25 protein-coding genes and 1 pseudogene are annotated in these 25,376 nt (G+C 43.1%); 10 read left to right on the top strand and 16 right to left on the bottom strand.

Annotation, left to right across the window (positions count from 1 at the left end; genetic code table 11):
- Nucleotides 1–176: 176 nt before the first annotated feature.
- From miaA to CHU92_RS15280, 8 genes are all read right to left on the bottom strand, one after another.
- Nucleotides 177–1,106 carry a tRNA (adenosine(37)-N6)-dimethylallyltransferase MiaA gene (miaA, locus tag CHU92_RS15315; protein ID WP_094417132.1) on the bottom strand — a complete coding sequence of 310 codons (930 nt, stop codon included), beginning with the start codon at nucleotides 1,104–1,106 and terminating at the stop codon, nucleotides 177–179.
- Entirely contained in the window at nucleotides 1,106–1,936 is an 831-nt protein-coding gene (locus CHU92_RS15310) for an ion transporter (RefSeq protein WP_094417131.1), read from the bottom strand. Before CHU92_RS15310 ends, miaA begins: the two co-directional genes overlap by 1 nt.
- Nucleotides 1,937–1,957: 21 nt before the next feature.
- The gene (locus CHU92_RS15305) at nucleotides 1,958–3,322 is read right to left on the bottom strand and encodes an exonuclease domain-containing protein (protein ID WP_094417129.1); all 1,365 of its coding nucleotides are present in this window, start codon (nucleotides 3,320–3,322) and stop codon (nucleotides 1,958–1,960) included.
- A gap of 125 nt (nucleotides 3,323–3,447) precedes the next feature.
- A complete protein-coding gene (locus tag CHU92_RS15300) occupies nucleotides 3,448–4,113 on the bottom strand; it encodes a YggS family pyridoxal phosphate-dependent enzyme (RefSeq protein WP_094417127.1) in 666 nt (221 codons plus the stop codon).
- A gap of 57 nt (nucleotides 4,114–4,170) precedes the next feature.
- Nucleotides 4,171–5,385 (bottom strand): DUF1015 domain-containing protein, encoded by a 1,215-nt coding sequence (locus tag CHU92_RS15295; RefSeq protein ID WP_094417125.1) that lies wholly within the window; start codon nucleotides 5,383–5,385, stop codon nucleotides 4,171–4,173.
- 60 nt (nucleotides 5,386–5,445) lie between these two features.
- Nucleotides 5,446–6,330, bottom strand: a complete 885-nt coding sequence (locus tag CHU92_RS15290) for a 3-hydroxyacyl-CoA dehydrogenase family protein (protein ID WP_094417123.1) — start codon at nucleotides 6,328–6,330, stop codon at nucleotides 5,446–5,448.
- Between the two features lie 5 nt (nucleotides 6,331–6,335).
- Complete coding sequence (locus CHU92_RS15285; RefSeq protein WP_094417121.1) at nucleotides 6,336–7,520, bottom strand: carboxypeptidase-like regulatory domain-containing protein; 1,185 nt, start codon at nucleotides 7,518–7,520, stop codon at nucleotides 6,336–6,338.
- A 3-nt stretch (nucleotides 7,521–7,523) separates the two neighbouring features.
- Nucleotides 7,524–8,492, bottom strand: coding sequence for a Gfo/Idh/MocA family protein (locus CHU92_RS15280; RefSeq protein WP_094417119.1), 969 nt, complete (start codon nucleotides 8,490–8,492; stop codon nucleotides 7,524–7,526).
- A 165-nt stretch (nucleotides 8,493–8,657) separates the two neighbouring features.
- On the opposite strand from CHU92_RS15280, the gene CHU92_RS15275 reads away from it, so the two are divergent.
- On the top strand, nucleotides 8,658–9,299 hold the full coding sequence (locus tag CHU92_RS15275; protein WP_094417117.1) for a protein-L-isoaspartate(D-aspartate) O-methyltransferase: 642 nt from the start codon (nucleotides 8,658–8,660) through the stop codon (nucleotides 9,297–9,299).
- Nucleotides 9,300–9,597: 298 nt separating this feature from the next.
- On the opposite strand, the gene CHU92_RS15270 is transcribed toward CHU92_RS15275, so the two are convergent.
- The 5 genes from CHU92_RS15270 to CHU92_RS15250 form a co-directional block, all read right to left on the bottom strand.
- The gene (locus CHU92_RS15270; RefSeq protein ID WP_094417115.1) at nucleotides 9,598–9,888 is read right to left on the bottom strand and encodes a hypothetical protein; all 291 of its coding nucleotides are present in this window, start codon (nucleotides 9,886–9,888) and stop codon (nucleotides 9,598–9,600) included.
- A gap of 36 nt (nucleotides 9,889–9,924) precedes the next feature.
- Nucleotides 9,925–11,769, bottom strand: a complete 1,845-nt coding sequence (locus tag CHU92_RS15265; RefSeq protein WP_094417113.1) for a M61 family metallopeptidase — start codon at nucleotides 11,767–11,769, stop codon at nucleotides 9,925–9,927.
- A gap of 77 nt (nucleotides 11,770–11,846) precedes the next feature.
- Nucleotides 11,847–13,238, bottom strand: a complete 1,392-nt coding sequence (locus CHU92_RS15260) for an alpha/beta hydrolase family protein (protein WP_094417111.1) — start codon at nucleotides 13,236–13,238, stop codon at nucleotides 11,847–11,849.
- Nucleotides 13,239–13,297: 59 nt separating this feature from the next.
- On the bottom strand, nucleotides 13,298–13,573 hold the full coding sequence (locus CHU92_RS15255) for a TIGR03643 family protein (protein WP_094417109.1): 276 nt from the start codon (nucleotides 13,571–13,573) through the stop codon (nucleotides 13,298–13,300).
- Nucleotides 13,574–13,852: 279 nt separating this feature from the next.
- Nucleotides 13,853–14,743: an EamA family transporter gene (locus CHU92_RS15250; protein ID WP_394335761.1), complete on the bottom strand. Its 891-nt coding sequence runs from the start codon at nucleotides 14,741–14,743 to the stop codon at nucleotides 13,853–13,855.
- A gap of 102 nt (nucleotides 14,744–14,845) precedes the next feature.
- On the opposite strand from CHU92_RS15250, the gene CHU92_RS15245 reads away from it, so the two are divergent.
- The gene (locus CHU92_RS15245; protein WP_094417107.1) at nucleotides 14,846–15,442 is read left to right on the top strand and encodes a murein L,D-transpeptidase catalytic domain-containing protein; all 597 of its coding nucleotides are present in this window, start codon (nucleotides 14,846–14,848) and stop codon (nucleotides 15,440–15,442) included.
- A gap of 182 nt (nucleotides 15,443–15,624) precedes the next feature.
- Entirely contained in the window at nucleotides 15,625–16,590 is a 966-nt protein-coding gene (locus CHU92_RS15240) for an AbiH family protein (protein WP_094417105.1), read from the top strand.
- Nucleotides 16,591–16,713: 123 nt separating this feature from the next.
- On the opposite strand, the gene CHU92_RS15235 is transcribed toward CHU92_RS15240, so the two are convergent.
- Entirely contained in the window at nucleotides 16,714–18,006 is a 1,293-nt protein-coding gene (locus CHU92_RS15235; RefSeq protein ID WP_094417103.1) for an aminopeptidase P family protein, read from the bottom strand.
- Between the two features lie 117 nt (nucleotides 18,007–18,123).
- Between CHU92_RS15235 and CHU92_RS15230 the strand changes: the two genes are divergently transcribed.
- Nucleotides 18,124–18,972, top strand: a complete 849-nt coding sequence (locus CHU92_RS15230; RefSeq protein ID WP_094417101.1) for a ChaN family lipoprotein — start codon at nucleotides 18,124–18,126, stop codon at nucleotides 18,970–18,972.
- Between the two features lie 2 nt (nucleotides 18,973–18,974).
- Nucleotides 18,975–19,454, top strand: coding sequence for a CYTH domain-containing protein (locus CHU92_RS15225; protein WP_094417099.1), 480 nt, complete (start codon nucleotides 18,975–18,977; stop codon nucleotides 19,452–19,454).
- A gap of 29 nt (nucleotides 19,455–19,483) precedes the next feature.
- Here the strand turns inward: CHU92_RS15225 and CHU92_RS15220 are convergent.
- Both CHU92_RS15220 and CHU92_RS15215 read right to left on the bottom strand, forming a co-directional pair.
- Nucleotides 19,484–20,533, bottom strand: a pseudogene (locus tag CHU92_RS15220) (PA0069 family radical SAM protein).
- A gap of 536 nt (nucleotides 20,534–21,069) precedes the next feature.
- Nucleotides 21,070–21,525, bottom strand: coding sequence for a DinB family protein (locus CHU92_RS15215; protein ID WP_094417097.1), 456 nt, complete (start codon nucleotides 21,523–21,525; stop codon nucleotides 21,070–21,072).
- Between the two features lie 118 nt (nucleotides 21,526–21,643).
- Between CHU92_RS15215 and CHU92_RS15210 the strand changes: the two genes are divergently transcribed.
- The 5 genes from CHU92_RS15210 (at nucleotide 21,644) to nadD (ending at nucleotide 25,112) form a co-directional block, all read left to right on the top strand.
- On the top strand, nucleotides 21,644–22,000 hold the full coding sequence (locus tag CHU92_RS15210) for an arsenate reductase family protein (protein WP_094417095.1): 357 nt from the start codon (nucleotides 21,644–21,646) through the stop codon (nucleotides 21,998–22,000).
- Nucleotides 21,993–22,925, top strand: a complete 933-nt coding sequence (locus tag CHU92_RS15205; protein ID WP_094417093.1) for a DMT family transporter — start codon at nucleotides 21,993–21,995, stop codon at nucleotides 22,923–22,925. Before CHU92_RS15210 ends, CHU92_RS15205 begins: the two co-directional genes overlap by 8 nt.
- Nucleotides 22,926–22,970: 45 nt before the next feature.
- Nucleotides 22,971–23,828, top strand: a complete 858-nt coding sequence (locus CHU92_RS15200; protein WP_094417091.1) for a YicC/YloC family endoribonuclease — start codon at nucleotides 22,971–22,973, stop codon at nucleotides 23,826–23,828.
- Nucleotides 23,829–23,890: 62 nt separating this feature from the next.
- A complete protein-coding gene (gene gmk, locus CHU92_RS15195; protein WP_094417089.1) occupies nucleotides 23,891–24,472 on the top strand; it encodes a guanylate kinase in 582 nt (193 codons plus the stop codon).
- Between the two features lie 58 nt (nucleotides 24,473–24,530).
- Nucleotides 24,531–25,112 (top strand): nicotinate (nicotinamide) nucleotide adenylyltransferase, encoded by a 582-nt coding sequence (gene nadD, locus CHU92_RS15190; RefSeq protein ID WP_094417087.1) that lies wholly within the window; start codon nucleotides 24,531–24,533, stop codon nucleotides 25,110–25,112.
- The last annotated feature ends 264 nt before the right edge of the window (nucleotides 25,113–25,376 follow it).

Raw genomic sequence — 25,376 nt, 5'->3', positions numbered from 1 at the left:
TTATTAAAATAATGGAACAAATGTTCCGCAAAGTAAATAAATTGGAACGAGCATTCCAATATAAAATCCAAAATTTTTTGTCACGGCTGTACGATTTTTTTAAAAAGTCACAACCAATAGGTTAATTAACAGGCGAAAGCTGTCAAATCAGGTATTATCAGCATAGTTTTGCTGATTTACAATAATAGCAGGCGTTTTTCTACCGAACCCGCTATGGTTTCATGTGGTATCATAAAATCAAGCCATACTGTGCCTTCGGTACGTTTAAACCACGTCATTTGCCTTTTGGCAAAGCGGCGGGTATTCTTTTTTATCTCTTCGATGGCAAACTCAAGCGAAATTTCACCATCAAAATAGCTGAACAGTTCCCTGTAGCCAACGGTTTGTAACGCATTCAGCTTTTTGTGCGGATACAGGGTACGGGCTTCTTCAATCAGCCCGTTTTCAATCATGATGTCCACACGGCGGTTTATCCTGTCATACATCGCCGCCCTGTCTGCTTCAAGGCCAATAATAAGGGGCGTAAAAGCCCTGCTGTTCTTTTTAATATTGAGGAACGAGGAGTAGGGGCGGCCGCTGCCGATACTTACTTCAAGGGCACGCATCATGCGTTGCGGGTTTTCTTTAGCCACACGTCCATAATAAGCCGGGTCAAGGCGTTGCAGTTCCTCCTGCAAATATTCTATTCCCTTTGTTTTATAATCAGCAATTATATTTTCGCGCACTGTAGGATCAATATCCGGAAAATCATCAAAGCCTTTCAGCACCGCATCAATATACAGTCCCGATCCGCCTACCATAACAGCAAAATCATTGGCCTGATAAAGCTCATCCAGCTTAGCTATGGCGTCACGCTCAAAATCACCTACGGTGTACTCTTCAAATATGCTTTTGTTTTGTATAAAATGATGTGATGCTGCCGCCAGCTCCTCTGCTGAAGGTACGGCCGTACCAATGCTCATCTCCTGAAAAAACTGCCTGCTGTCGGCAGAGATAATCTCACAACTAAAATGCTTTGCAACTTCTATTCCCAGGGCCGTTTTGCCGATGGCCGTCGGGCCTATTATTGTAATAAGGTACTTCCTGTTAGTGCTGTTTTCCATCATTATAAGTGTGCGCCGCAATTATAGCAGTATTTGGCATCATCGCGGTGGTTATAGGCGCTGCAGTTGTGGCAAACCTGCGTGTTGGTGTCAATCCTGCTGTCTTTCATAAATTGTGCTGTAACCAGGCCTGTGGGTACTGCAATAATGCCATAGCCCAGTACCATTATTACCATAGCCACAAACTGCCCCAGTGGCGTTACAGGTGTTATATCGCCAAAGCCAACGGTGGTTAAGGTAACAATTGTCCAGTATATACTGGTGGGTATGCTGGTAAAGCCATTATCAGGACCCTCAACAAGGTACATAACAGTGCCGAAAATGATACACAGCACAATGACGCTGAAAAGGAATACGGCAATTTTTACCCTGCTTTTTTTTATGGCTTCAAGCAACTGGTTAGAGGCCCCTACAAAATGTACCAGCTTCAGTATCCTGAAAATACGGAGCAGCCGGATTGCCCTGACCGAAAGCAGTAAACCGGAACCGGAACCCGGGAATACCAGCCCTACATACATAGGGATTGTAGCAAGGAAGTCAATGATGCCATAAAAGCTGAATACATACCGCAATGGCTGTTTTACGGCAATGACGCGTCCTATATACTCCAGCGTGAAAAAGATGGTTATAACCCACTCTATTACCTGTAGTTCTTCGCCATATTCCTGCCTGATGCCCGCAACACTTTCCAGCATTACGGCAACCACGCTTATCAGTATAAGCACCAACAGCATTACATCAAAAAAACGTCCGGCAGGCGTATCGGCCTCGTAAATTATAGTGTGCAGCTTATGGCGGAAACCGCCCTGTATTTTATTTGTAGTGGAGGCCATAGCCCAAAGTTACTAAAACTCTTAAAAACGCAGGATTTTTAAGGCTTTCTTTTTACGGATATACCCTTGTATGATATTCTTTACATCTTTATTGTCCTCCATCGGTACAAGGATGTTCTTCAGGATGTCAATTTTATGTACCTGGTAATTGAGGTTATAAAAGGCATACCCCCTGTAAATCCCTTTTTCAATAAGTACAGCGCTTCGCTCATCAACAGTACGGCCTTTGTCAATAATAACCAGGGTGCGGTTATGGAAGCTGTTGTTATCAATAAACTCTGTAACCCGCCTGTTGTATTCTTCGGCAGGCTCATTACCGCCACAGGCCCCGTTACATTTGCTAAGGGTATACTGGAAGCAATGCCCTTTTGAAGTGGCTTCAAGGTTATTAAGTTTCTGGCACAGGTTGTAGCGCTGGGTTATCTTCAGCAGTCCGCTGCGCCCTTCGGCCAGCCCGCTGAAAGCTAACACTTCTTTCTTTCTTCCGTCGGCTTTCTGCAATTTGAGGCAAAGGTAACCATTGGTATCCTTTTCCGTATAAATAGCCCACGGATAAACCGTTTTCTTCTGTGCACGGTTATACACCGGCTTGTTTACCTTAATCTCATGGCATTCTTTCAGCAGGGCAATCAGCTCGCTGCCGGTTTCCTCATACGTTATTGTAAAAGCCTCACGCTGTATCTTTTTTGATTTTCGGGATGTGCCGGTAAAATGCTGGTTCACCCTTTTTTTTATGTTCCTGCTTTTACCAATGTAAATAAGGTCGCCATTTTCTTTATAGATATAGTATAGCCCTGTTGCCGCGGGTATATTTTCCAGCAGGTCCATAAGTTTTGGCGAAATGCCTTTTTTATAACCGGTTTTTACAAGGCTTTTTAATATTTCTTTCTCTACATCTTTAGCCAAAAGTAATTTAAAGAGCTGTACGGTTGCCAGCGCGTCGCCTGTGGCACGATGCCTGTCGCTCATGGGTATACCCAGTGCCCTTACCAGTTTGCCCAGGCTGTGCGAAGGCTGCTCCGGCATTAGTTTTTGTGAAAGTTCGACAGTGCAAAGCGACTGCCGCTCATAGGTATAACCCAGGCGGGCAAATTCAGTACAAAGCACACGGTAATCAAACTGGGCATTGTGCGCCACAATAATACAACCCTCTGTAATTTCAATGATGCGTTTTGCTACTTCATAGAATTTAGGGGCGCTGCGCAGCATAGCGTTGTTTATGCCGGTAAGCTTCACTACGAAAGGCTGGATGGGCTTTTCAGGGTTAATGAGGCTTATAAACTGGTCAACCACCTCATGGCCGTCATATTTGTAAATGGCAATCTCGGTTATTCCTTCCTCATTAAACTGTCCACCTGTCGTTTCTATATCAAGTATTGCGTACATAAAGCCCCCTAACCCCCGAAGGGAGAATTATTATAGTAAATATCAAAATTGGTCAAAACCATAATCTGCAAAGATATAAATTTTAAGCAGCTTCCCCACAAGAGTAAGCATTCCCCTTTGGGGGGTTAGGGGGCTCTGTGCCCAAAGATGCTGCTGCCTATGCGTACCATGTTGCTGCCGCATTCTATGGCTATGTGGTAATCGCCGCTCATACCCATGGAGAGAGTTCTAGGTTTCAGGTTTAAAGTTTCAGGTTGCTGGCCCAGATGTTTGAATATGGTAGCGAGGTATGTAAATTCTTTACGTATCTGCTCCTCATCATCGGTAAAAGTAGCCATACCCATAAGCCCGGTTACCCTTACGTTCTGCATTTGCTTAAACTCATCACTCTGCAACAGCATGTTAAGCTCCTGTTCATCCATCCCGAACTTGGTTTCTTCTTCGGCAATGTGCATCTGTAACAGGCAGTCAATGACCCTGCCATTCTTTTTGGCCTGTTTGTTTATCTCCGCCAGCAGTTTCAGGCTGTCCACCCCGTGCACCAGGCTTACAAACGGCGCCATGTACTTTACTTTATTGGTCTGCACGTGGCCTATCATGTGCCACTGAATGTCTTTCGGCATCTGTTCCCACTTTTCAGCCATTTCCTGTATCTTGTTCTCACCAAATATACGCTGCCCGGCATTGTAAGCTTGCATCAGGTCGGCCACAGGTTTAGTTTTGCTTACCGCTACAAGCGTAACATGGGGCGAGAGGGACGATTTTATGTGGAGGAGGTTATCGGCTATCATAGTTTAGGTTTCAAGTGACGAATAATCTGATAGTCTAATAATCTGAAATCAAATTATCTAAATTTCATACACCACCAGTCCGCTCCTGAACTTAGGTTCAATGTAGGTGCTTTTTGGAGGCATGATTAAATCATTATCGGCAAGTTCTTTTATCTCCTTTATTGATGCAGGGTAAAGTGTAAAGCCTACTTCAAATTCCCCCGAATCAACGGCTTCTTTTATAGCCGTTACCGGTTTATTGCCGGGAATGTATTCAATGCGTTCGTCATTTCTCAGGTCGCCAATGCCCAGCAACGGATGCAGTACTTTATCGTAAAGCAGTTGGGCATCAAGTGCTTCCTGTACAGAGCTAAAATATTTATCCCGGAGTTCAAGCGCATAAAAGTCGCCGTCAAGGTACATGCCGAACTGAAATTTTTGTTCCGGTTTCCACAGCTGCTGCCCTTTATTTTCTACTGTAAAATCATTATCAAGCGCCGCCAGGAACTGCTCTTTGCTCATCCCGTTCAGGTCATGAATGATACGGTTGTATTCGTATATCTTCAGGTCGGCTTCCGAAATCAGGAAGCTCATAAAGTAGTTGAGGTTTACGTTTCCGGTAGCTTTGTCTTCTTCATACAACATATTTGCAGAGGCAGAACGGTGGTGGCCGTCAGCAATGTACAGGCTTCCCATTTTATCAAATTGTTCCTGCAGCCATGCAATTTCACCTTCATTTTTAATTCGCCATAGCGTGTGTGTGTCGCGGTTAAGTGAGGTAAAGTGGTACAACGGCCGCTTTTGCTTTTTAAGTTCCTTCCACTTGGCCATTGCCGCATTTTCAGGATATGTTATCAGCACCGGCTCGGTATTAAAGCCGGTTTGGTGAAGGTAGTCTTTAAAAAGCTCCACGCGGTACTGCAGTGTATCTTCGTGTTTTTTAATTATATTGTTCCTGTAGTCCTCTATTGATGTTGCCGCAATCAATCCGGTAAACGTCCTGTTCCTGCTCTTTATCTCATACAGGTAAAATACCGGCTTGTCCTCCTTTTTCAGGATTTTTTCTTCCTTAAACTCTGCATATTTTGCTTGCACCAGCCTGAACCTCTTTTCAAAAGATGATTTCTGGAGGTTAATGTACAGTGGGTTGAGTACATGCAGGAATGAAAAAGGATTGTAGTCCAGCTGTGATGCCAGCTCTGCCGCGCTGTACTCGTCATAGGAGCGCGCTGTAACAAGGCTTACCTTGTCTTTTGCAGGGCGGACTGCCCGGAATGGGACTATTTTGGCCAAAGAAAATTTGTTTAAAGTTTAAAGTTCCAGGTTGAACTGCCTGTTCTGACAGAACACTAATTACTTTTTATATGCTACTTTCTCGGCTTTTTTGCTTTCCGAATAATCATAGAAGCCTTCGCCACTCTTCACGCCAAGTTTTCCGGCGCGTACCATGTTTACCAGTAACGGGCACGGTGCGTATTTAGGGTTTTTGAAGCCGTCATACATTACGTGAAGGATAGACAGGCACACATCCAGCCCAATAAAATCAGCCAGTTGCAGCGGGCCCATAGGGTGTGCCATGCCCAGTTTCATTACCGTATCTATCTCATATACTCCCGCTACGCCATTATACAATGTTTCAATAGCTTCATTTATCATCGGCATCAGGATGCGGTTGGCCACAAATCCCGGGTAATCATTAACTTCAACAGGTACTTTGCCCAGTTTTTCAGACAGCTCCATTATGGTTTTGGTTACCTCGTCGGATGTGTTATACCCGCGGATGATCTCCACCAGTTTCATGATAGGCACAGGGTTCATAAAGTGCATGCCTATTACTTTATCCTGGCGTGTGGTTACGGCAGCAATCTGTGTAATAGAAATAGACGAAGTATTTGTGGCAAGGATTGTTTTCTCATCACACGCTTCATTCAGTTGCCTAAAGATGTTTAGCTTAAGCTCTACGTTTTCGGTAGCAGCTTCTACTACAAGGTCGACATTAACTACACCATCTTTAATATCAGTATAGGTAATAATATTGCCTATTGTATTGGCTTTATCCTGTTCGGTTATAGTGCCTTTGGCCACCATGCGGTCCAGGTTTGCGGCAATAGTAGCCATGCCTTTATCAAGCGATTTTTCAGATATATCAATAAGCCTTACGCTGTAGCCACTTTGTGCAAATGTGTGGGCAATGCCATTACCCATGGTGCCTGCACCTATTACTGCTATGTTTTTCATGGTATTTATTTGTCTTCTAATGATTTAATTATTTGTTCTTCTTCTGAATTTAATAGGATAGCATTGTTACCTACCCAGAATTTTTCTGTGTAATTATTGCCATTTTCATACAGCAATCTTTCTTTATACTTTTCTTTTTTGTTGAACCGTGCTGCATCCGCAGTGTAGTTTGTAACGATAAGATCGCTCCTGAATTTAAAGTCCTCGTTGATTGTGCGTTTGTTCCTCAGGTTTAAACTAATATCACGGACCGACAGCGAGAGCAGGTATTTGTCGCCAACAATTTTAAAACTGCTTTTATACACGACATCGTTAACTGTTGCCCTGATAATGAGGAAGTTTTTCTCTTTAATGTATTTTTTATGTGATGCTGCCAGTGCAATATCAATTTCGAGAATTCTTTTTGATTTCGGTTCATAAGCAATGACACCCGTATACAGGGCTTCCTGCACTTCCGCTTTCGGTTCAAAATTAATATACTCCAGTACCTGGCCGTTGCTTTCAGTACGGGATTTTACAAGAAAGTTATACTTGGTATATTCTTTACCGTCGAGCAGGAGGTCAAGCGGCCTGAACTCATAATCCCTGCTTACCGCCTTTCGGACATCGAGCGCTGAAACTACGTCATATTTGGCCTCATCTTCACCGGGTAGCCTTACCGCACGGCTTTGCTTAACAATCAGCTCTGTATCAATTTTTTTTCCTTTCCTGAAGGTATTATAGTCAATCAGCGCATCTGCAAATTTTGTGTAGCTGTTGTTATTTTTTACAAATTCACGATAATAGGTACCCAACTGTAGCGGTGCACTAAACTGTTTTATAGAGCTTGCCCGGAGTTCTTCGAGGAACTTGTGTACCGGCATGTTGAGTATTATCACTTCATCAAGCTCAATTTGCTGTTGTTCCAGATAATAAATGCCGTCATCAGGGAGGTTTGCCAGAGCAATTTCAAGTGGTTTATAGCTCAGGTGGTTCAGGACTATACTTCTTGCCGAAGCAGGGCATGACAGCGCAAAGGAGCCTTCATCATTGGAAACCGTACCATATTGCTGGTCCTGCGTACTGATGGTGACATTACCTACTGCTTCATGGGTAAGAATGTCTTTTATAGTGCCTTTGACCAGTATTTGCGCCTTAGCCGCATGGGCTGCCAGTAAAATGAAGAGGGATAAAAGTACTTTTTTTACCATACCTTATTTTTTTTCAAAACAATCAATTATACGGTAAGCTATTTTTAGGGCTTCAGTGCCGTCTTCAAGGGTTACTACGGGGGTTGTACCGTTGTTTATGGCATCGGCAAAAGTTTCGAGTTCATCAAGTATCGCATTATTTTGGTTTACTTCAGGATTGTCAAAATAGATTTGTTTTTTGACTCCTTCAGCGTTTTGCAGTATCATATCAAAATCACCCGGATTTTCTGGCGCGTCCTTCATTTTTACCACTTCGCACACTTTGTCCAGGAAATCGACGGATATGTAGGCATCTTTCTGGAAGAAGCGCGATTTCCGCATATTCTTCATTGAAATACGGCTCGAAGTAAGGTTGGCGACACAGCCGTTTTCAAATTCAATGCGGGCGTTGGCAATATCGGGTGTTTCGCTTATCACCGAAACGGCGCTGGCATTGATGTTTTTTACAGGGCTCTTTATTACGCTTAATATTACATCAATATCATGGATCATAAGGTCCAGCACCACAGGCACATCGGTACCCCGCGGGTTAAATTCTGCCAGCCTGTGCGTTTCCACGAACATGGGGTTTTGTATCATGTCCTTTGTAGCAATAAAAGCCGGGTTGAAACGCTCTACATGGCCTACCTGCCCCTTTACATTATGCCTGCGTGCAAGCGCTACTATTTCTTCGGCTTCGGCAACAGTATTGGCAATAGGTTTTTCCAGGAACACATGCCTGCCAGCTTCAATAGCTTCCCTGGCACAGTCAAAATGGGAAAGGGTAGGGGTTACGATGTCTACAACATCTACCGCGTTGATAAGTTCAGTAATGCTGCTGAATTTTTTATAGCCAAATTCCTGAGAGACTTTATCTGCGTTTTCGCTGTTCGGGTCATAAAAGCCAACCAGCTCATATTTATCAGACTGGTTGAGCAGGCGAAGGTGTATTTTGCCGAGGTGGCCTGCGCCCAACACTCCAACTTTTAGCATAAAAATAGATTTTAAACAAAAATAGCATTATTTAAGTTCAAAATCCAAAACTGCGGGGTAAAAAAGCTGTCTTTAATTTAATATTTCATTAACATCTTTATACTATCACGGTAACCCTTCACAGTATGGAAATGTTTGCTATTTTAGCAAAAAAATAATACTGTTTTGAAAGATACAGCCAAACACCAGGGGCTGCGCAACCAGCTTGCAGGTATCCTGGAAAAAAAAGGCATTACTGATAAAAATGTGCTGGCGGCCATAAAAAAAATCCCCCGCCACCTGTTCCTCAACTCGTCCTTTGAAGACTATGCCTACCAGGACAAAGCATTCCCCATTGGGGCAGGGCAAACCATTTCGCAACCCTATACCGTGGCTTTCCAGTCACAGTTGCTGCGGGTAGAAAAAGGGCATAAGGTACTCGAAATAGGTACCGGCTCAGGCTACCAGACAGCTGTTTTGTGGGCTATGGGCGCCAATGTGTACAGCATAGAGCGGCAAAATGAGCTTTTTAAAGCCACATCATTATTGCTCCCCAAGCTGGGTATAAGAGCTAAACACCTTTCTTTTGGCGACGGCTACAAAGGGTTGCCGAATTTTGCCCCTTTTGACAGCATTATTGTTACGGCCGGCGCCCCGGTAATACCGCAGGCTTTAATGGCCCAGTTAAAAGTGGGCGGAAGGCTTGTAATACCTGTAGGCGAAGAACACCAGATCATGACTATGCTGGTAAGGAAGAACGAAAAGCAGTTTGAAAAACATGAGTTTGGCGAGTTCAGGTTTGTACCGCTGCTTGAAAACAAGAATTAACCCCCCCAAAATAACCAATAAAAAAACAATTTTATTTATAGCCTTACTTACAGTTGCGGCGCTTAATGCCTAAATAACGGAAAAAGTATGGGATTTACTGCTTTCCAACAAAAGGGAAGAGGCAAGAAAGCTTTTTGATAAAACATGTAAAGCCAAAGCACCGTATGACATGGAACTCCTGGTGCTGGATGCCATGATAGAACAGTAGCGTGATGCTCTATGTGGCAATAATTACTGTGATGTTGTTACTGCCGACTATAAATGAGCTGTTACGCAGCCTTTTAATCCTTAAGTATTTTTATTCTAGCAGGAGTTTTACGATCTTCAGGTTATTCCTGTTTACAAATTCGGCGAAGTAGCCGCTTACGTTAAAGCGTGCATCGCCGCTGCAGCTGGTACATACGGCACGTGTAGCGGGTGCTTTAGGCTTTGCTTCCGCAGTTGCCGGAGCTTTAACAGTAACTTTCTTTGCTGTAGCATTAACCGTTGTTGTGTTTTTTTCTGAAGCAGCCGGTTCCAAATTGTCCTTTTCGTGGGCAAATGCGGCAGCACCAATAGTGAGCAGCAACATAGTAAGTAACTTTTTCATAATGTAGGTTTTAGCAGTTTAATAGTAGTAGTTAATTTATCCTTTAAGCCATGCATCTTTTAATTTGCTTTTTGAAGCATCGGTTGCATGGTAGCCTTCAATTTCTTCACTTGGCAGTACGACTTTACCTTTAAGTTCCTGCTCCTTACCATCTCTTTTTATAGTGACTGCAACCGCATCACCTTCTTTCCAGTTCATGCTGCTCATAATCAAGTCATAGATATTATCAAGATTATACTTTGTGCCGTTGACGGCCACAATTACATCACCAGCTTTTATGCCAAGAGTTTTCATAAAGGCATTTTCATCGGCATTCGGTACCGCTATGATTTCCTGTGACTGGTTTACTGTTATGTAAGGTACCTCTTCATTTTTAAGGAAAGGTGTGCCATTCTTTTTAATTTTCGTTTTTGTTACTCCCACTTTTGCAAAATACTGTTCATAAGGTATAGGTGTTGAACCGGCTACGTAGGTAGCAAAGAATTTTCCGATTTCGGGATTTGTAAGCGAGGTAATCTTAGCGAAAAGCTCATCATCATTAAATGGCTTGCTGCTGCCATAGGTGTTGGAAAGGTCATGCATTAGGTCAAGAACTCCCCTCTGCCCGTTGCTGCTCTCCCTTATTTGTATGTCAATGCACATGGCAATAAGGGCGCCTTTCAGGTAAACGTTGTAATAAGCATCTTTGTAAGGCTGCTCCAGGATGTTTTTGCTCATTTTGGTAAAGTTCATAGTGTCGTCAAAACGCTTGGACGAAGCTATCTTCTCTGCCATCCTCCTGTAAAAATCATCTTCCGAGATAAGCCCCTGGTTAACCTGGAACAGGTTTGCAAAATATTCGGTTACACCTTCATACATCCACAGGTGTTCCGACATTTTAGGGGTATTATAGTTGAAGAAATGAATTTCTTTAGAGTGTACGCTTAGCGGTGTCACAATATGGAAAAATTCATGCGATACAACATCTTTGAGCGTCGATTGCAACTGGTCTGGCTGCATGGCTTCCGGCATTACTACTGTGGTAGATGTTGTATGTTCAAGCGCGCCGAAACCTTTTGCATCATTTTTAGCCATGTCGGAAAGGTATATCAGTATACAGTATTTCTCTGTACTGTTTACAGGACCCAGAAATTTTTTCTGTGCCCGCATCATAGTTTCCATTTCAGGAGTAAGGTCTTTGGCTTTATATGTACCATTAGGCGAATACAGGCTGATAATGATTTCCATGCCGTCAACCGTAAAAGTGGTATAGTCCGGCTTGGAATACATTATAGGATGGTCTACCAGGTCTGCATAACGTGCCGAGAGGAAAACGTCCTTTTCGCTGGAAGTATCGGTGTCCGCCATAGAAGTTGCACCCCAAAGTGTAGCGGGATGTGTTATCGTTACTTCATAAGGAAGTTCTGCTTTATCATCAAAATAGCCTACAAAACCATGGGTATTTATCACAAAGTTTTCGCCTGCGGCAATGTTGGTGCCCGCGGGCGAAAAGACATCATGCACACCACTGCCTTCGGTATCATAAGTGTCATTAACCAGGTAGGTAACTTTCGCTAGCTTTTTAGCGCCGCTAATTTTCCAGGAATTTTCATCGGCTTTTTCAACGTTGAGCTCTTTACCTTTTTTATCATACGCTTTGAAGCCCTCAATAAATTTACCGTAATTGTCAGCGCTGTAGGTGCCGGGAATTATCTTAGGTATAAAATATGTGGCGGTTTCAGAAGAAAAAGGAGGAGGGGTAACAGTAACCATAACCTTGTCATCCTTAACATCCTTTAGGTCAATAGCAACTTTAATGTTATTTGCCTGCTGCTTTTTTTGTGCTATTGCAAAAGTGCAGAAACTCAATGCAAGGGTTATAGTGTAAAAAAATTTTTTCATATTAAATTATTGATTTTTCAATAAGTAGACTGAAAATATGAATTGTTACACGTAAAGGTAAAAAAAATCGTGTACTATTACTTCATCTGGATTTTTATCCAGGATACTATTTCCGAAAGGGCTACAGGCGATAGGGTCTGCTCTATGCTGCTGTATTCTGTGGGCATCCCTGTTCCTGCTTCCTGTAGCAAGTGGTTGAGCCCGTGCAGTAGCTTCACGGTTACTTTCTTATTCCCGCTTTTTTCCGCTGCACGTTTCACGGCATCAAGGTTTGCGGCAGGCGCCACCTGCAGGTCTTTATCACCATTTATGGCAAGTATTGGGCATTTTACCTTTTCAAGGTACGGCGCCGGGTCATTATTAATGAAATATATGTACCAGTCGCTTAAAAGCCCTTCCGCCTGGATCTTCATTGTACGCTTAACTTCGGCTTCTGGTATGCCTTTTGAAATAAATAACGGTTTAAGTTCCCGTTCCATTACCTCATAGAGCCGGCTTTCCATTTTACTTTTATCTTTCTCCTGCCGCAAAACATCATAAATCTTTCGGTTGATAATGCCCAGGCGCGCAAGTTCTTCTTCGGGCATGCCTTGGGCTTTGCCTATAAGATAATTTTGGAGTACCATCTGTTCACTACCTGCAATGTTGCCTCCTGCCATGAGTATCAGGAAAGCGATATCCGGGTTGCCGGCTGCCAGCATGGTGGCAACCGTACCGCCTTCGCTATGGCCTGCGAGGCCAATCTTTTTATGGTTAACGTCTTTCCTCGATTTCAGGTATTGTACAGCTGCCCGGGCATCGGTTACAAAATCTGCGGTAGTTGCTGTTTCAAATTGGCCGCCGGACTGTGCTACCCCCCGGTCGTCAAAACGTAATACGCCTATACCATTCCGCGTAAGGTGGTCTGCCAGGACAAGGAAAGGCTTGTGTCCAGCAAGCTCTTCATCGCGGTTCTGGCCACCGCTGCCGCTTATAAGCACCACAACCGGGTAGGCACCTTCTTTTTTTGGCAGGCTTAGCGTCCCGGCAAGGGTAATACCCGCTTTATCATTTTTAAAAGTAACATCTTCCGTATAGTAAGGGTAAGGCTTAGCAGGCTCCTGTGGGCGTATTTTTTTGGCCGGTTCGGCACCTCTTTTTAGATTAAGTGGCAGTACATAACCGTTTTGGGTCAGTGTACCCTTAAACATATCATTATCATAGGTTGCCTCATAGGTGAAGTTTGCCATGGCTAAAGTGCAGGTCAGCAGGTTGTCTTTAAATGTTACCAAAGATAAGGGGATATCTTTGGCTCCCTGCATTGGGCTGTCCATGGTTGCGCTGTAGCCATTCTCATTTTTAGTAATATTCAGTATAATGGGTAGGTCGCCCTGGGGGAGTGTGACGGCGCCGTTCCATTTCCCGGTAATATCCTGGGCGAAAACTGCAATTGTCGTGATAAAGGCTAAAGCCGTAAGGGTATATTTCATTTTTTAATTGGATTGTATTTGTGTAAAAATAAAAAACTCCTGCCTTAGCAGGAGGGTTTTCAGTAAAATTTATTTTTTATGTAGTACCTCGAATCGAGTTCATCGTCAAATTCATCGGGTACGGGTTTGGGTTTCGGTTTCCTGGCCGCCACTTTTTTCTTCCAGAGTTCAAAATTATCAGCCGATAACCTTTTCCGCATAATTTCGGTAACTTCTTTTTCAGCTACGCCAAACTCTTTTTTAATTTCTTCAAAAGGTTTCCTTTCTTCCTGTGCCAGTGTAACAATCCTGTCAATTGCTTCCTTGCCTAATTCTAATCGGTTGCTTTTTTTCATCAGATGAAAAATTAAATCAAAACAAAATAGTGTTTAAGGTTCATACTTCAATATTAATAAAAAAAACAATTTATTGTAACAGATAAATCATCTTTTTAACTTTATTTAAAATAGAAATACTTAAGCAAGCCTTAAATTAAAAATTATCATTAATTGAAATTTAAAGCCGGTAATGTTTAAATAATTTAACGGTAAGGCGAATGTGCGTTAACAGTGCAAAAAGAAAGTTAATTCTTATATATTGCTTTAGGACCTCATGGCTATAAGGCCTATGCTTATTTATTTTTTAGCGTTAACATTCATGATGATTATAGCGGCAATAATAAGGATAATGCCAAACCACTGCAATACAGAAACTTGTTCCCCTAACAGGACAAAAGCCATTGTAACCGATACCGGAAGTTCCAGCGATGATACAATACTGCCTAGCCCTATACCCGTGTGCGGAAACCCTGCATTCAGAAGCATAGGAGGGATGATGGTGCCAAACAGGGAAAGCAGGATACCCCATTTGAGGAATATATCCAGATTGAAAGTGCCAGTCCAGGTATAGGCAGCAAAGCCGAAAACAATAACTGCGCCGCCCATCAGCATAAAAAGGCTGCGCTGTGCTGATGACAGGTGAGTGGCAACACGGTTTGATGTAAACATGGTAGTAGTAAATGAGGCTGCGGCAAGCATACCCCAGGTAATGCCGCGCCAATCTGATTGTAAATCTTTTTCCAGGAGGTTTGTGGCCATGGCCGTACCCGCAAGTACAATGATTACGGCTATGATTTTTTTTGGTGATGGAAAGCTTTTTGTCAGCAGGGCTTCAAGCACTACTCCCATCCATACTGTTTGCATGAGCAGTACTATACCTATAGACACAGGGATGTACTTAACGGCAAGGTAATAAAAAAGGCTGGTAAGCCCAAGTGAAGTGCCTGCCAGCATAAGGTAAAAAACATTACTGCCGGAGGGCCTGGTTACATTACTGCTTCCCCTGCGCGCACGCTGGAACGCGTTGATGAGCAGCAGGCCTAGCAGCCCCAGTATGAACTGTGAAGAGGTAACCTCGGCTGTGGTATACCCTTCTTTGTAGGATAATTTTACAAATGTAGCCAGCATGCCGTAGCTTGTGGCGCCAAGGCCTACCAGTACTACACCTTTTATTATATTGTTTTTCATTATACCTTTATAAAAAGCGCGCAAAGATAGCATATTGTGCCTAATGATAATACTATTTTGTATCATACTGAAGTTATAGGTAAAAATCTACACTCGTGCTTTATGAATAAACCTGCCTTACTGTTGCTGCTCGTGTATATATGTTGTGCACACGCCGATAAGCAAAATCCGACTACCGCAAATTATACCGGCCGGCATAAAGAAGCGCTTGCTTACTGCAGGGAGAAAGGATTTTGTACAGTTTATTATTTGCTGGCTGACCTAAGTATCCATTCTGGCAGGGACAGGTTTTTTGTATATGATTTTCAAAAGCGGAAAATTACAGATAAAGGACTGGTTACCCACGGCAGCTGTGATGTTTTTGAAGATAATCCCGGAAAATATGAAAACGCAAAATTTGATAACCGAGATGGAAGCCATTGCTCCTCTGGAGGGAAGTACAAAATAGGTAAACGCGACTACAGTTCCTGGGGCATTAAGATAAAGTACTGGCTGGAAGGACTGGAACCTTCCAACAGCAACGCGAAGCAGAGGGTAGTTGTGCTGCACTCCTGGGAAGCGGTTGCCAACGAAGAAATTTACCCGCAGTACAGCCCTTTAAGCTGGGGCTGCCCAGCTGTATCAGATGAGTTTATGAAGATGCTCGATACAAAACTACAGGCTACTGATAAGCCTGTGCTGTTATGGGTGATTAAATAGTTGTAAGCTAAATGATGAAAAAGATTCAAAAGCCTTGCCACTAAATGGTAATAAGTTCCGCCGTCGCAATTACAACATCCCGGATTAATTTTANTGTCTCTTTAGTTGAAACTATTTTGTTGAATTTTGAACGGTCTAATTTTGATATAATCTGAGAAAACAAAGCTATATTTGTCATAAGAATGGTTTTTGTTTTTTTTGTCACCTCAAAGGTAAACTTTGAGTTAAAAACTAACCATTCTTTTTTTTATTGTTTAGGACGCTATTGTTTTAAAAACACTTTTTTTTCTAAAATTTGTGATACGCGAGCAATTATTAATTGGGTTGATATCGAAAACGAATATTATAAGCTTTTAAAAGAATGTTTAAAGAAGAGGGAAAATACACAGGTAAAAAAGCTTAATGAAGAATTTGAAGATGTAAAAAAGCTGTTAGAGCAATATTTAATTGAGGAGGTTGAAGAGAAATATATATTATCGGTTTCTGATAATGTTTCTGATATTTTTAAGAAAAAGAACTACGACCATAAAGAGGCTGAACGTTTTTTAAAAGAGTTACAGAGTGTTGACAGCAAAATTTATGAAGCTAAAATACAAAATCCCCTTTTAACTGGTACGGCTTTTAAAATTGACACAATTAAGTTCTTGAACTTTAATTACACATCATTATTAAGTACTAGCATCTTAAACTTAGAGAAAAATATATTCAAAGAAATTCAGATACATGGAAAATTAAATGATCCAAATAATAAAGTAAACTTTGGATTTGGGGATGAGATGGATGATGACTACGGGGCTATTGAAAAGAAGGATGATAATGAGTACTTGAAAAATATAAAGTCTTTTGCATATCTAAATACATCTAATTACAAGAAAACTATTGACTTTTTAGAGCTTGATAAATTTCAGGTTTATATCATGGGGCACTCCTGCGGATTGTCAGACAGGATATTGCTAAATAAAATTTTTGAACATAAAAACTGCTGCTCCATTAAAATTTATTATCATAAAAACGGTGATAATGATAATTATACTGATATTGCACAAAACATATCAAGGCACTTCAATAAAAAGGAAATGATGAGGGAAAGAATTGTAAATAAAACGCTTTGCGAGCCTTTGCCTCAAACACAACTGCCTTTGAAATAAAATAATTCACATTAGTGAGCCGTTAAATTATTTACACACCCCAAACCCCTCTCAAGAGGGGAATAGCTACACTTAAAGTTGTGGGACAAGCGGGTAACTTTAAACTTCAAACCTGAAACAAGATTAAGCGTTCATTAGCTCCTCAATCTCGTCAGCCTCAATAGGTATGTTGGCCATCAAGTTAAAAGGTGCCCCGCTCTCCTGTAGTACCACATCATCTTCAATACGTATGCCGAAGCCTTCTTCAGGTATATAAATGCCGGGTTCTACAGTAAACACCATGTTGGCCTGCATAGGCTCGTGCAGCAGCCCGTAATCGTGCGTGTCAAGGCCCAGGTGGTGCGATGTGCCGTGCATAAAATATTTTTTATACGCCAGCCAGTCCGGGTTTTGGTTCTGCACGTCGGCATGGTCTATAAGCCCCAGGCCTATAAGTTCTGAGGTCATTATTTTACCTACCTCTACGTGGTACTCTTTCCACAACGTTCCCGGCACCAGCATCTTTGTAGCCTCATCCTTCACTTTCAGTACCGCGTTATAAACCGCCTTCTGCCTTTCGGTATAGCGGCCGCTAACCGGTATGGTACGGGTAAGGTCGCTGGAGTAGTTGGCATATTCGGCAGCCACATCAAGCAGCAGCAGGTCGCCCGCCTTGCATTCCTGGTTGTTCTGCACATAGTGCAGCACATTGGCATTTTTGCCCGATGCCACAATGGGGCCGTAGGCAAAACCTTTAGAGCGGTTGCGCACAAACTCGTGCAGCAGCTCGGCCTCTACCTCATATTCCATTACACCCGGCTTTACAAATTTCAGCAGGCGGCGGAAACCCTTTTCAGTGATATTACATGCTTTTTGTATCAGGGCAATCTCTTCCGCTTCTTTAACCGAGCGCAGGCGCTGCAGTATCGGGTTGCTCTTGGCTACCTGGTGCGCGGGGTATTTCTCTTTCCACCATTTTACAAAACGGTCTTCACGCGTTTCGGTTTCCACAGCCGAACGGTAATGCTCGTTGGTGTTGATGTATATAGTTTCGGTATAGGTCATGATCTCGAACAACACCTTGTGGAAATCCTTCAGCCAGTGCACCGTCCTGATGCCCGATACCTCAAATGCTCTTTCTTTAGTAAGCTTCTCCCCTTCCCATACTGCAATGTGCTCATTGGTTTCACGTAAAAAAAGCATTTCACGCTGGTGCTCATAAGGCGCATCCGGGCAAAGCAGCAGGATGCTTTCTTCCTGGTCAACCCCGCTCAGGTAAAAAATGTCGCGGTGCTGCTGGAACGGCATGGTACTGTCGGCACTAATAGGGTAAATATCGTTAGAATTAAAAACCGCTACGCTCTTAGGCTTCATGTGTGCTGTAAATTTCTTGCGGTTTTTTATAAAGAGGTTGCTGTCTATTTGTTCGTATTTCATGTTTTCTGATTTAATGAATGTCAAAAATAAAGTTTTGCGGCTAAACAGTTATTATAGTCGGGCAATTATTGTTCATCTTCAGGCTTCGGATGTATATTTGTGTTCAAATATACCATCATGAAAAAATTGTTGTTCTTCATATTTGCCTTTTCCCTTACCGCCACAGCCCAGGATAAGCAACCGTACCAGCTTTACTCGGCTGACGGTAAAAAAACCACCTACAAAAAGCTGCTTACCGCTTCAGCAAATTCCGAAGTGGTATTATTTGGCGAACATCATGATAATTCGGTTATGCACTGGCTGCAGCTGGAACTTACAAAAGACCTTGCCGAAAAAAAGAGCCTGGTGCTTGGCGCTGAAATGATTGAGGCCGATAACCAGGACGAACTTGATAAATACCTTGCCGGGCAGGTAAACCAAAAGGCTTTTGATACACTGGCACGCCTGTGGCCCAACTATAAAACCGATTATAAGCCACTGGTTGACTTTGCAAAGGATAAAAAGTTCCCTTTTGTTGCTACCAATGTGCCAAGGCGTTATGCCAGTATGGTGTACAAGGGCGGCTTTGAGGCGCTGGAGAAGCTAACCGCTGAAGAAAAGGCGTGGATAGCCCCCCTGCCGATAGCGTATGATGCAAGCCTGCCCGGCTATAAGGCCATGCTGGAAATGTCCGGAGGACACGGAGGGGATAACCTGCCTAAAGCGCAGGCGGTTAAAGATGCTACCATGGCTTATTTTATTGCGCTGAACTTAAAATCGGGATCCTTATTTATCCACTATAACGGAACGTACCACAGCGATAACTATGAAGGTATAAACTGGTACCTGAAAAAACTGAAGCCGCAACTTAAAATCCTGACTATTGCGGCGGTTTCACAAAAAGACATCGATACCTTAGAAAAAGAGCATCTGAAAAAAGCCGATTTTATACTGGTTGTAGATGAAGACGTAACCAAAACGCACTGACAATGACAACAGAGACTGAACGCAAGTTCCTTGTACTGACAGATGATTTTAAAGGCCAGGCAGCCTCACAAAAACGTATAGTGCAGGGATACCTCAGCTCACATCCCGACCGGACGGTACGAGTACGCATTAAAGGCACAAAAGGCTACCTGACCATAAAAGGCCGGAGTAATGAAAGCGGCACTACAAGGATGGAATGGGAAAAAGAAATACCTGTAGCCGATGCAGAGCAGTTATTGGCCTTGTGTGAGAAGGGCATAATAGAAAAAGTGCGTTACGAAATACCTCATGGGCAGCATTTGTTCGAGGTAGATGTTTTTAGTGGCGATAATCAGGGGCTTATAATTGCCGAAGTTGAACTGGCTGCTGAAGGCGAATCTTTTTCAAAACCTGCCTGGCTGGGCGCTGAAGTTACGGGCAATGAAAAATATTACAACGCATTCCTGAGCATTACTCCCTATAAAATGTGGAAAGACCTATAAATTGCCAGGAAGAGTATACGCCAGGAAAATTAAAAAAGCCTCAGCTGTTCGCCCCGGGTACCATCAAACAAGTCGGTACGCAAATCAGGGATATCCCTGCCTGAAAAGTATTTTTGCCTGCCTATGCGAAAGGTATTGTGTATCATATCCGCTATATTGCCCTCCCCTGTTTTACGCTTAAAAGGTTTTTTTTCGCCCAATTTTCCACCATGCATTGACCGGATTTGGTGCAGCACCTTATCTTTCCGGTCAGGGTAGTGTTCCCCGAGCCAGTCAATAAAAACAGGTTCAACGGTATCATTAAGCCTTACCAGTGTATAGCCAAAGCTGCCGGCGCCTTTATCAGCAACGGTTTTTACAATTTTCAGTATTTCCGGAGTGTTTAGCCCCGGTATCATAGGCGCAATCATTATATGTACAGGAATACCGGCACCGGAAAGCGTTTCTATTGCCTATAGCTTGTTGCTTACAGAAGAAGTCCTTGGCTCAAGTTTCCGGCGAAGGCCTTCATCAATGGTGGGTATGCTAAGCGAAACGGTAACAAGGTTTTTTTCTGCCAGTTGCGTAAGTATATCAATATCACGTGTTACCAGCGCGTTCTTGGTAAGGATGTTAACCGGGTGGCGGTAATCAAGAAAAACCTGTAATATCCTGCGGGTAATGCCCAGTTTTCGCTCAACGGGCTGGTAACAATCCGTATTGCCCGACAGGAGTATGGGTTCTGCCTTATAGCCTCTCTTTGTAAAGAATTGTTCTAAAAGTTCAGGTGCATTTTTTTTTACCAGTATCTTCCGCTCAAAATCAATTCCCGCACTGTAACCCCAGTATTCATGTGTCGGCCTGGCAAAACAATAGGCGCAGCCATGCTCGCAACCCTGGTAAGGGTTCATGGAATATGCCATCATAAGGTCGGGACTTTTTACGGGGTTAACAATCGTCTTCGGAAAAATCTCCAGTATTGCTGTCTTTGCTACAGTCTCTTCAAAATCATCATCATAAACAGATTTTTCGTAGCGGTTCTTTATGAAGTGGTTGTGTATATTATGTACCGCTCCCTGCCCTTTAATTTCCTTTTTCATATCCTCCCCAATTTATTGACGCAAGATACAAACTATATAAGAATATTTTCTTAATTAAGAAAATATTATCACAAAAAATACCCGCTTACCGCATGTATTTGGCTAACATAAACAAGCAATAAACCGTAATTTTAACCGGATAAAAAAGGAATTCCCGGCTATACTTACTTCCCAACTGCCGCCAAGGGCTTTGACAGGTTGATTATGGCTTCGAACTGCCTGTATCTGCTATCAATAAAGCTAAGTTCTGATTTTAAGCATTATCTTAGGCGATAAGCACACTGTAGTGTAAAAGCTCAGCCGGATAATCCGCCGCTTTTTTGTATGAAATTTTAGGCAAAGGTACGGGTTGGGTTTGTTTTATTTGGAGCAGCCGGCTAAGCGCATAGTACAAAGGCCTGCACCTGCTGTACGCTATATCTCCCGCCGCCATAAGCGCGGCGGCGGGAGGATGCCGCTCCCATCAGGGCTAATACGGGAATTAGCGCCTTTATAATTACCTATAAAACTTTATGGCCATAAGTGGTTTGACAATTTCAAATAAACTTCCTGATTCCCATGATAATGCCCAGATGAACCCCTTCATGATAATTATTAAATATAATCCCGTCTTCAATACTCAAAAGGCGAAAGCCGAGTTCTGTATTGCGTTCGCTGTAAGCTGTAAAAAGCCCGTTGCGGTAATCTTCGGCGGTTTTATCAATAGTTGGAAAAAGCAAATCCCTGATTGCATCAGCTTCTTCCTGTGTGACATTGCTTTCCGGCCTGGTGCCGCGCATATACCGTGTTATCATTTCCTTGCTAACCATGGGTTCCAGCCCCGAACAGGTATAGGTGAGCATTTGCTGCGATACTATAATATGCCCTATATTCCAGATGAGGTTGTTTTTAAAGCCGGCAGGGACATTATTAAGCTGTTCGAGCGTATATCTTTCAAATAAGCGGCTGTAAACTTCCCTGCTGGTGCGGGTGATGCTAAACTGTTTTTCCATTGAATACCATTTTCAGGATAAAAGTAATCAATTATACGTATGGAAACTATTCTGCATGGAAAACATATATCCGGATCCAGACTGTAGACAGAGACATAGACTTTTTTATATTTGCTCCATGAAAGCAATATTCTACCTTAAAACCTGCGATACCTGCAGGCGAATACTGAAACAGCTCCCCAACACAGAAAAATTTGAACTGCGTGAAATAAAATCACAACCCATAACACCTGCTGAACTGGAAGAGATGCAACGGCTCGCAGGCAGTCATGAAGCGCTTTTCAGCCGTAAGGCAACATTGTATAAAGAGCGGGGGTTAAAAGATGTAAACCTCACAGAAGAAGACTACCGAAACCTGGTACTGGAACACTACACCTTCCTGAGCCGGCCGGTCATTGTGGACAGTGAGAACATCTTCATCGGCAACAGCCCCAAAACTGTTGAAGCAGCCATAAGCCATTTCAGCAATGAGTAAAAGGAACCTCGCCCTGCTGGCAGCCACAATAGTATCGGTTATCTACGGAGTTACCTTCACCATAGCCAAAGATGTGATGCCCCTGTATGTAAAGCCTTTCGGTTTTATAGCGCTCAGGGTGGGCGGTTCGGCGCTCCTGTTCTGGCTATGCTCCTTGTTTATTACTAACCAAAAGGTAGCATTTAAAGATTTTCCACGCATAGCCGCAGCGGCATTTTTCGGCGTGGCCCTTAATATGCTTACTTTTTTTGAAGGGCTAAGCCTTACTTCGCCTATAATGGCTTCGGTACTAATGGTTACTACGCCCATGATAGTACTTCTGCTTTCGGCAATAGTGGCCAGGGAAAAGATTGTAGGCCGCAAAGCCTTTGGCATAGTACTGGGCCTGGCGGGTACTATTGCACTTATACTCTACGGCAAATCTGCGGGTACCGGTGAAAACGCCCTGTGGGGTAACTTCCTTGTTTTTGTCAATGCGGTTTCCTATGGCTATTACCTCATCATAGTAAAAAAACTTATGGATAAATACAACGCCTTTGCTTTTGTAAAATGGATTTACCTGTTTGGCTTCATTATGGTACTCCCTTTTGGCTGGGCGCAGCTTCAGCAGGCGGCATGGCAGGCCATACCTGTAAACGTGAGCCTGAAAATAGCTTTTGTTGTTATTTTTTCAACCTTCCTGACCTACCTGCTCAACCTGCTTTCGATGAAACAGCTAAAACCCGTAACTGTGGCCGTTTTTATATACCTTCAGCCTGTTTTCGCGACTGTTTTTGCTATTGGCCTGGGCAAAGACAGCCTTACGGTAGTTAAACTGGTTTCGGCATTGCTCATCTTCGGCGGGGTGTACCTCGTGACCATGCCAGCCGGGAGAAAGCAGGGCACACCTTCCGGTGGTGTAGCGCCACAGGATGCCGCCCCGTGATACCATGGTTAAAATTTATTACCTTTGTCGCTTTAAAATTTCTGCATGATACAATCAATGACCGGTTTTGGAAAGGCGTCATTGCAACTGCCTTCAAAAAAAATAACTGTTGAGATAAAGTCGCTGAACAGCAAGGGCCTGGACCTGAGCGTCAGGATGCCTTCGGCCTTCCGGGAGATGGAACTGGGGCTGCGAAACACTATAGCGCAACGCCTGGAGCGCGGTAAAATTGATTTTTCACTATATGTGGAAATCACCGGTGAGGAAACCTCTTCTAAAGTAAATATTCCCATTGTAAAAGCTTATATAAACCAGCTCAAAGAAGTAGTAAACGGCGACGAAACAGAACTGCTGAAAATGGCCGTACGCATGCCCGACGCCCTAAAGACAGAACGTGAGGATATAGACGAAGGTGACTGGAACCTCATACAGGGCGTTATTGAAGAAGCACTGGACAATATCCATAATTTCCGTGTGACGGAAGGCGTGGCGCTGGAGAAGGAATTCCTTGTGCGGATATCAAACATCCTGGCCCTTATGAATGAAACCGTGGCGCTTGACGGCGAACGCATACAAAATGTAAAAACCCGCCTGCACAGCGCTATTGAAGAACTAAAGCTCAACGTGGATGAAAACCGTTTTGAGCAGGAGCTCATATACTACCTGGAGAAGATGGATATAACCGAGGAAAAAGTAAGGCTGGAAAACCACCTGAATTACTTCATAGAAACACTTGCCGGCACCGAGGCTAACGGGCGAAAACTGGGCTTCATCACCCAGGAAATGGGCCGGGAGATCAATACCATGGGCTCAAAATCAAACCATGCCAAAATGCAGAAGCTGGTAGTGCAGATGAAGGATGAACTTGAAAAGATAAAAGAACAGGTACTCAACGTACTGTAGTTACCGGTTGCCAAACCACCAACCGACAACCATCAACCACCAACCGACAACTAAACAACACCATGAACAAAGGAAAACTAATTGTATTTTCCGCTCCTTCAGGATCGGGCAAAACCACCATAGTAAGGCACCTGCTGGGGCAGCCCGACCTCAACCTTGAATTTTCGGTATCGGCCGCAACGCGTGAACCGCGCGAAGGTGAGGTAAGCGGAAAAGATTATTATTTTATGCCGCTTAAAGAGTTTAAGCAGCATATAAAAAATGAAGATTTTGTGGAATGGGAAGAAGTATATCGTGATAATTTTTACGGTACGCTGAAAAGTGAAGTAGAGCGAATCTGGGCTAAAGGCAAAAATGTAATATTTGATATTGATGTGGCCGGCGGGCTACGGATAAAGAAAAAGTTTCCCGGAGAAACACTGGCTGTTTTTGTAAAGCCGCCAAGCATTGATGAACTGAAGATACGCCTCAAGAAGCGTTCCACGGAAAGTGATGATAAGATAAATATGCGGATTGCCAAAGCATCGGTTGAAATGGCCACAGCGCCGCAGTTTGATACCATCATTAAAAATTACGACCTTGAAATAGCTAAGGATGAAGCTTATAAACTGGTAAAAGCGTTTGTAGGCCCTCAAATCCGGTAAGGAGCGTAACAGCAGGCTGCCTTTGTACCTGCCAAACATTATAAACAACAACAGGATAATGAAAGTAGGCCTTTATTTCGGTACATTTAATCCTGTCCATACCGGGCACCTGGCTATTGCCAACCATATGGCAGAATTTAGCGGGCTGGACCAGGTGTGGCTGGTAGTAACACCACATAATCCCCATAAAAAGAAGAGTACCCTTCTCGATGACCACCAACGCCTTCACATGGTGTTCCTGGCTACGGAAGATTATGATAAACTAAAGCCCTCAGATATTGAATTCAGGCTTCCGCAGCCCAATTATACTGTCCACACGCTGGCTCACCTGCAGGAGAAGTTCCCACAGCACCGGTTCTCACTGATTATGGGAGAGGACAACCTTAACTCGCTCCACAAGTGGAAAAATTATGAGGTGATACTGGAAAACCACGATATTTACGTTTACCCGAGGGTTACGCCTGAAGTACTTCTGCCGGAGCTTCAAGGGCATCCACACATCCATAAAACAGATGCGCCCATAATGGAAATATCATCAACATTTATCCGCAACTGCATTAAAGCAGGAAAAAACATCCGCCCTTTGCTGCCGCACAAAGTTTGGGAATATGTAACGCATAATCTTTTTTACAGGAAGTAATGCCGGGAGCGCCGGAGTTTAAGGAGGCTTTAACAGTAATAGCAACCGTTTTTTGTAAATTTAGCCATAAAAATAAAAGGCAGTAAAGAAAAACCGTACTGCCTTTTAAAACACCAAAAACAAAAAATTTAACTAACCTGAAAATGTAATCCTCGTTTTAAATTAAAACTTATTAGTAAAACGCAACAGGTATTTTCTTATTGTATGCAGCGTGATTATTATTGAAGTGGTTTAAACTTATTTGTTAAATAAAAAAGGGTTGAC

Source organism: Flavobacterium cyanobacteriorum (genome assembly GCF_002251835.1).
Lineage (GTDB): Bacteria > Bacteroidota > Bacteroidia > Flavobacteriales > Flavobacteriaceae > Flavobacterium > Flavobacterium cyanobacteriorum.
Note: the sequence above shows the minus strand (reverse complement) of the source record. Positions and strands in the feature narration are given on the sequence as shown.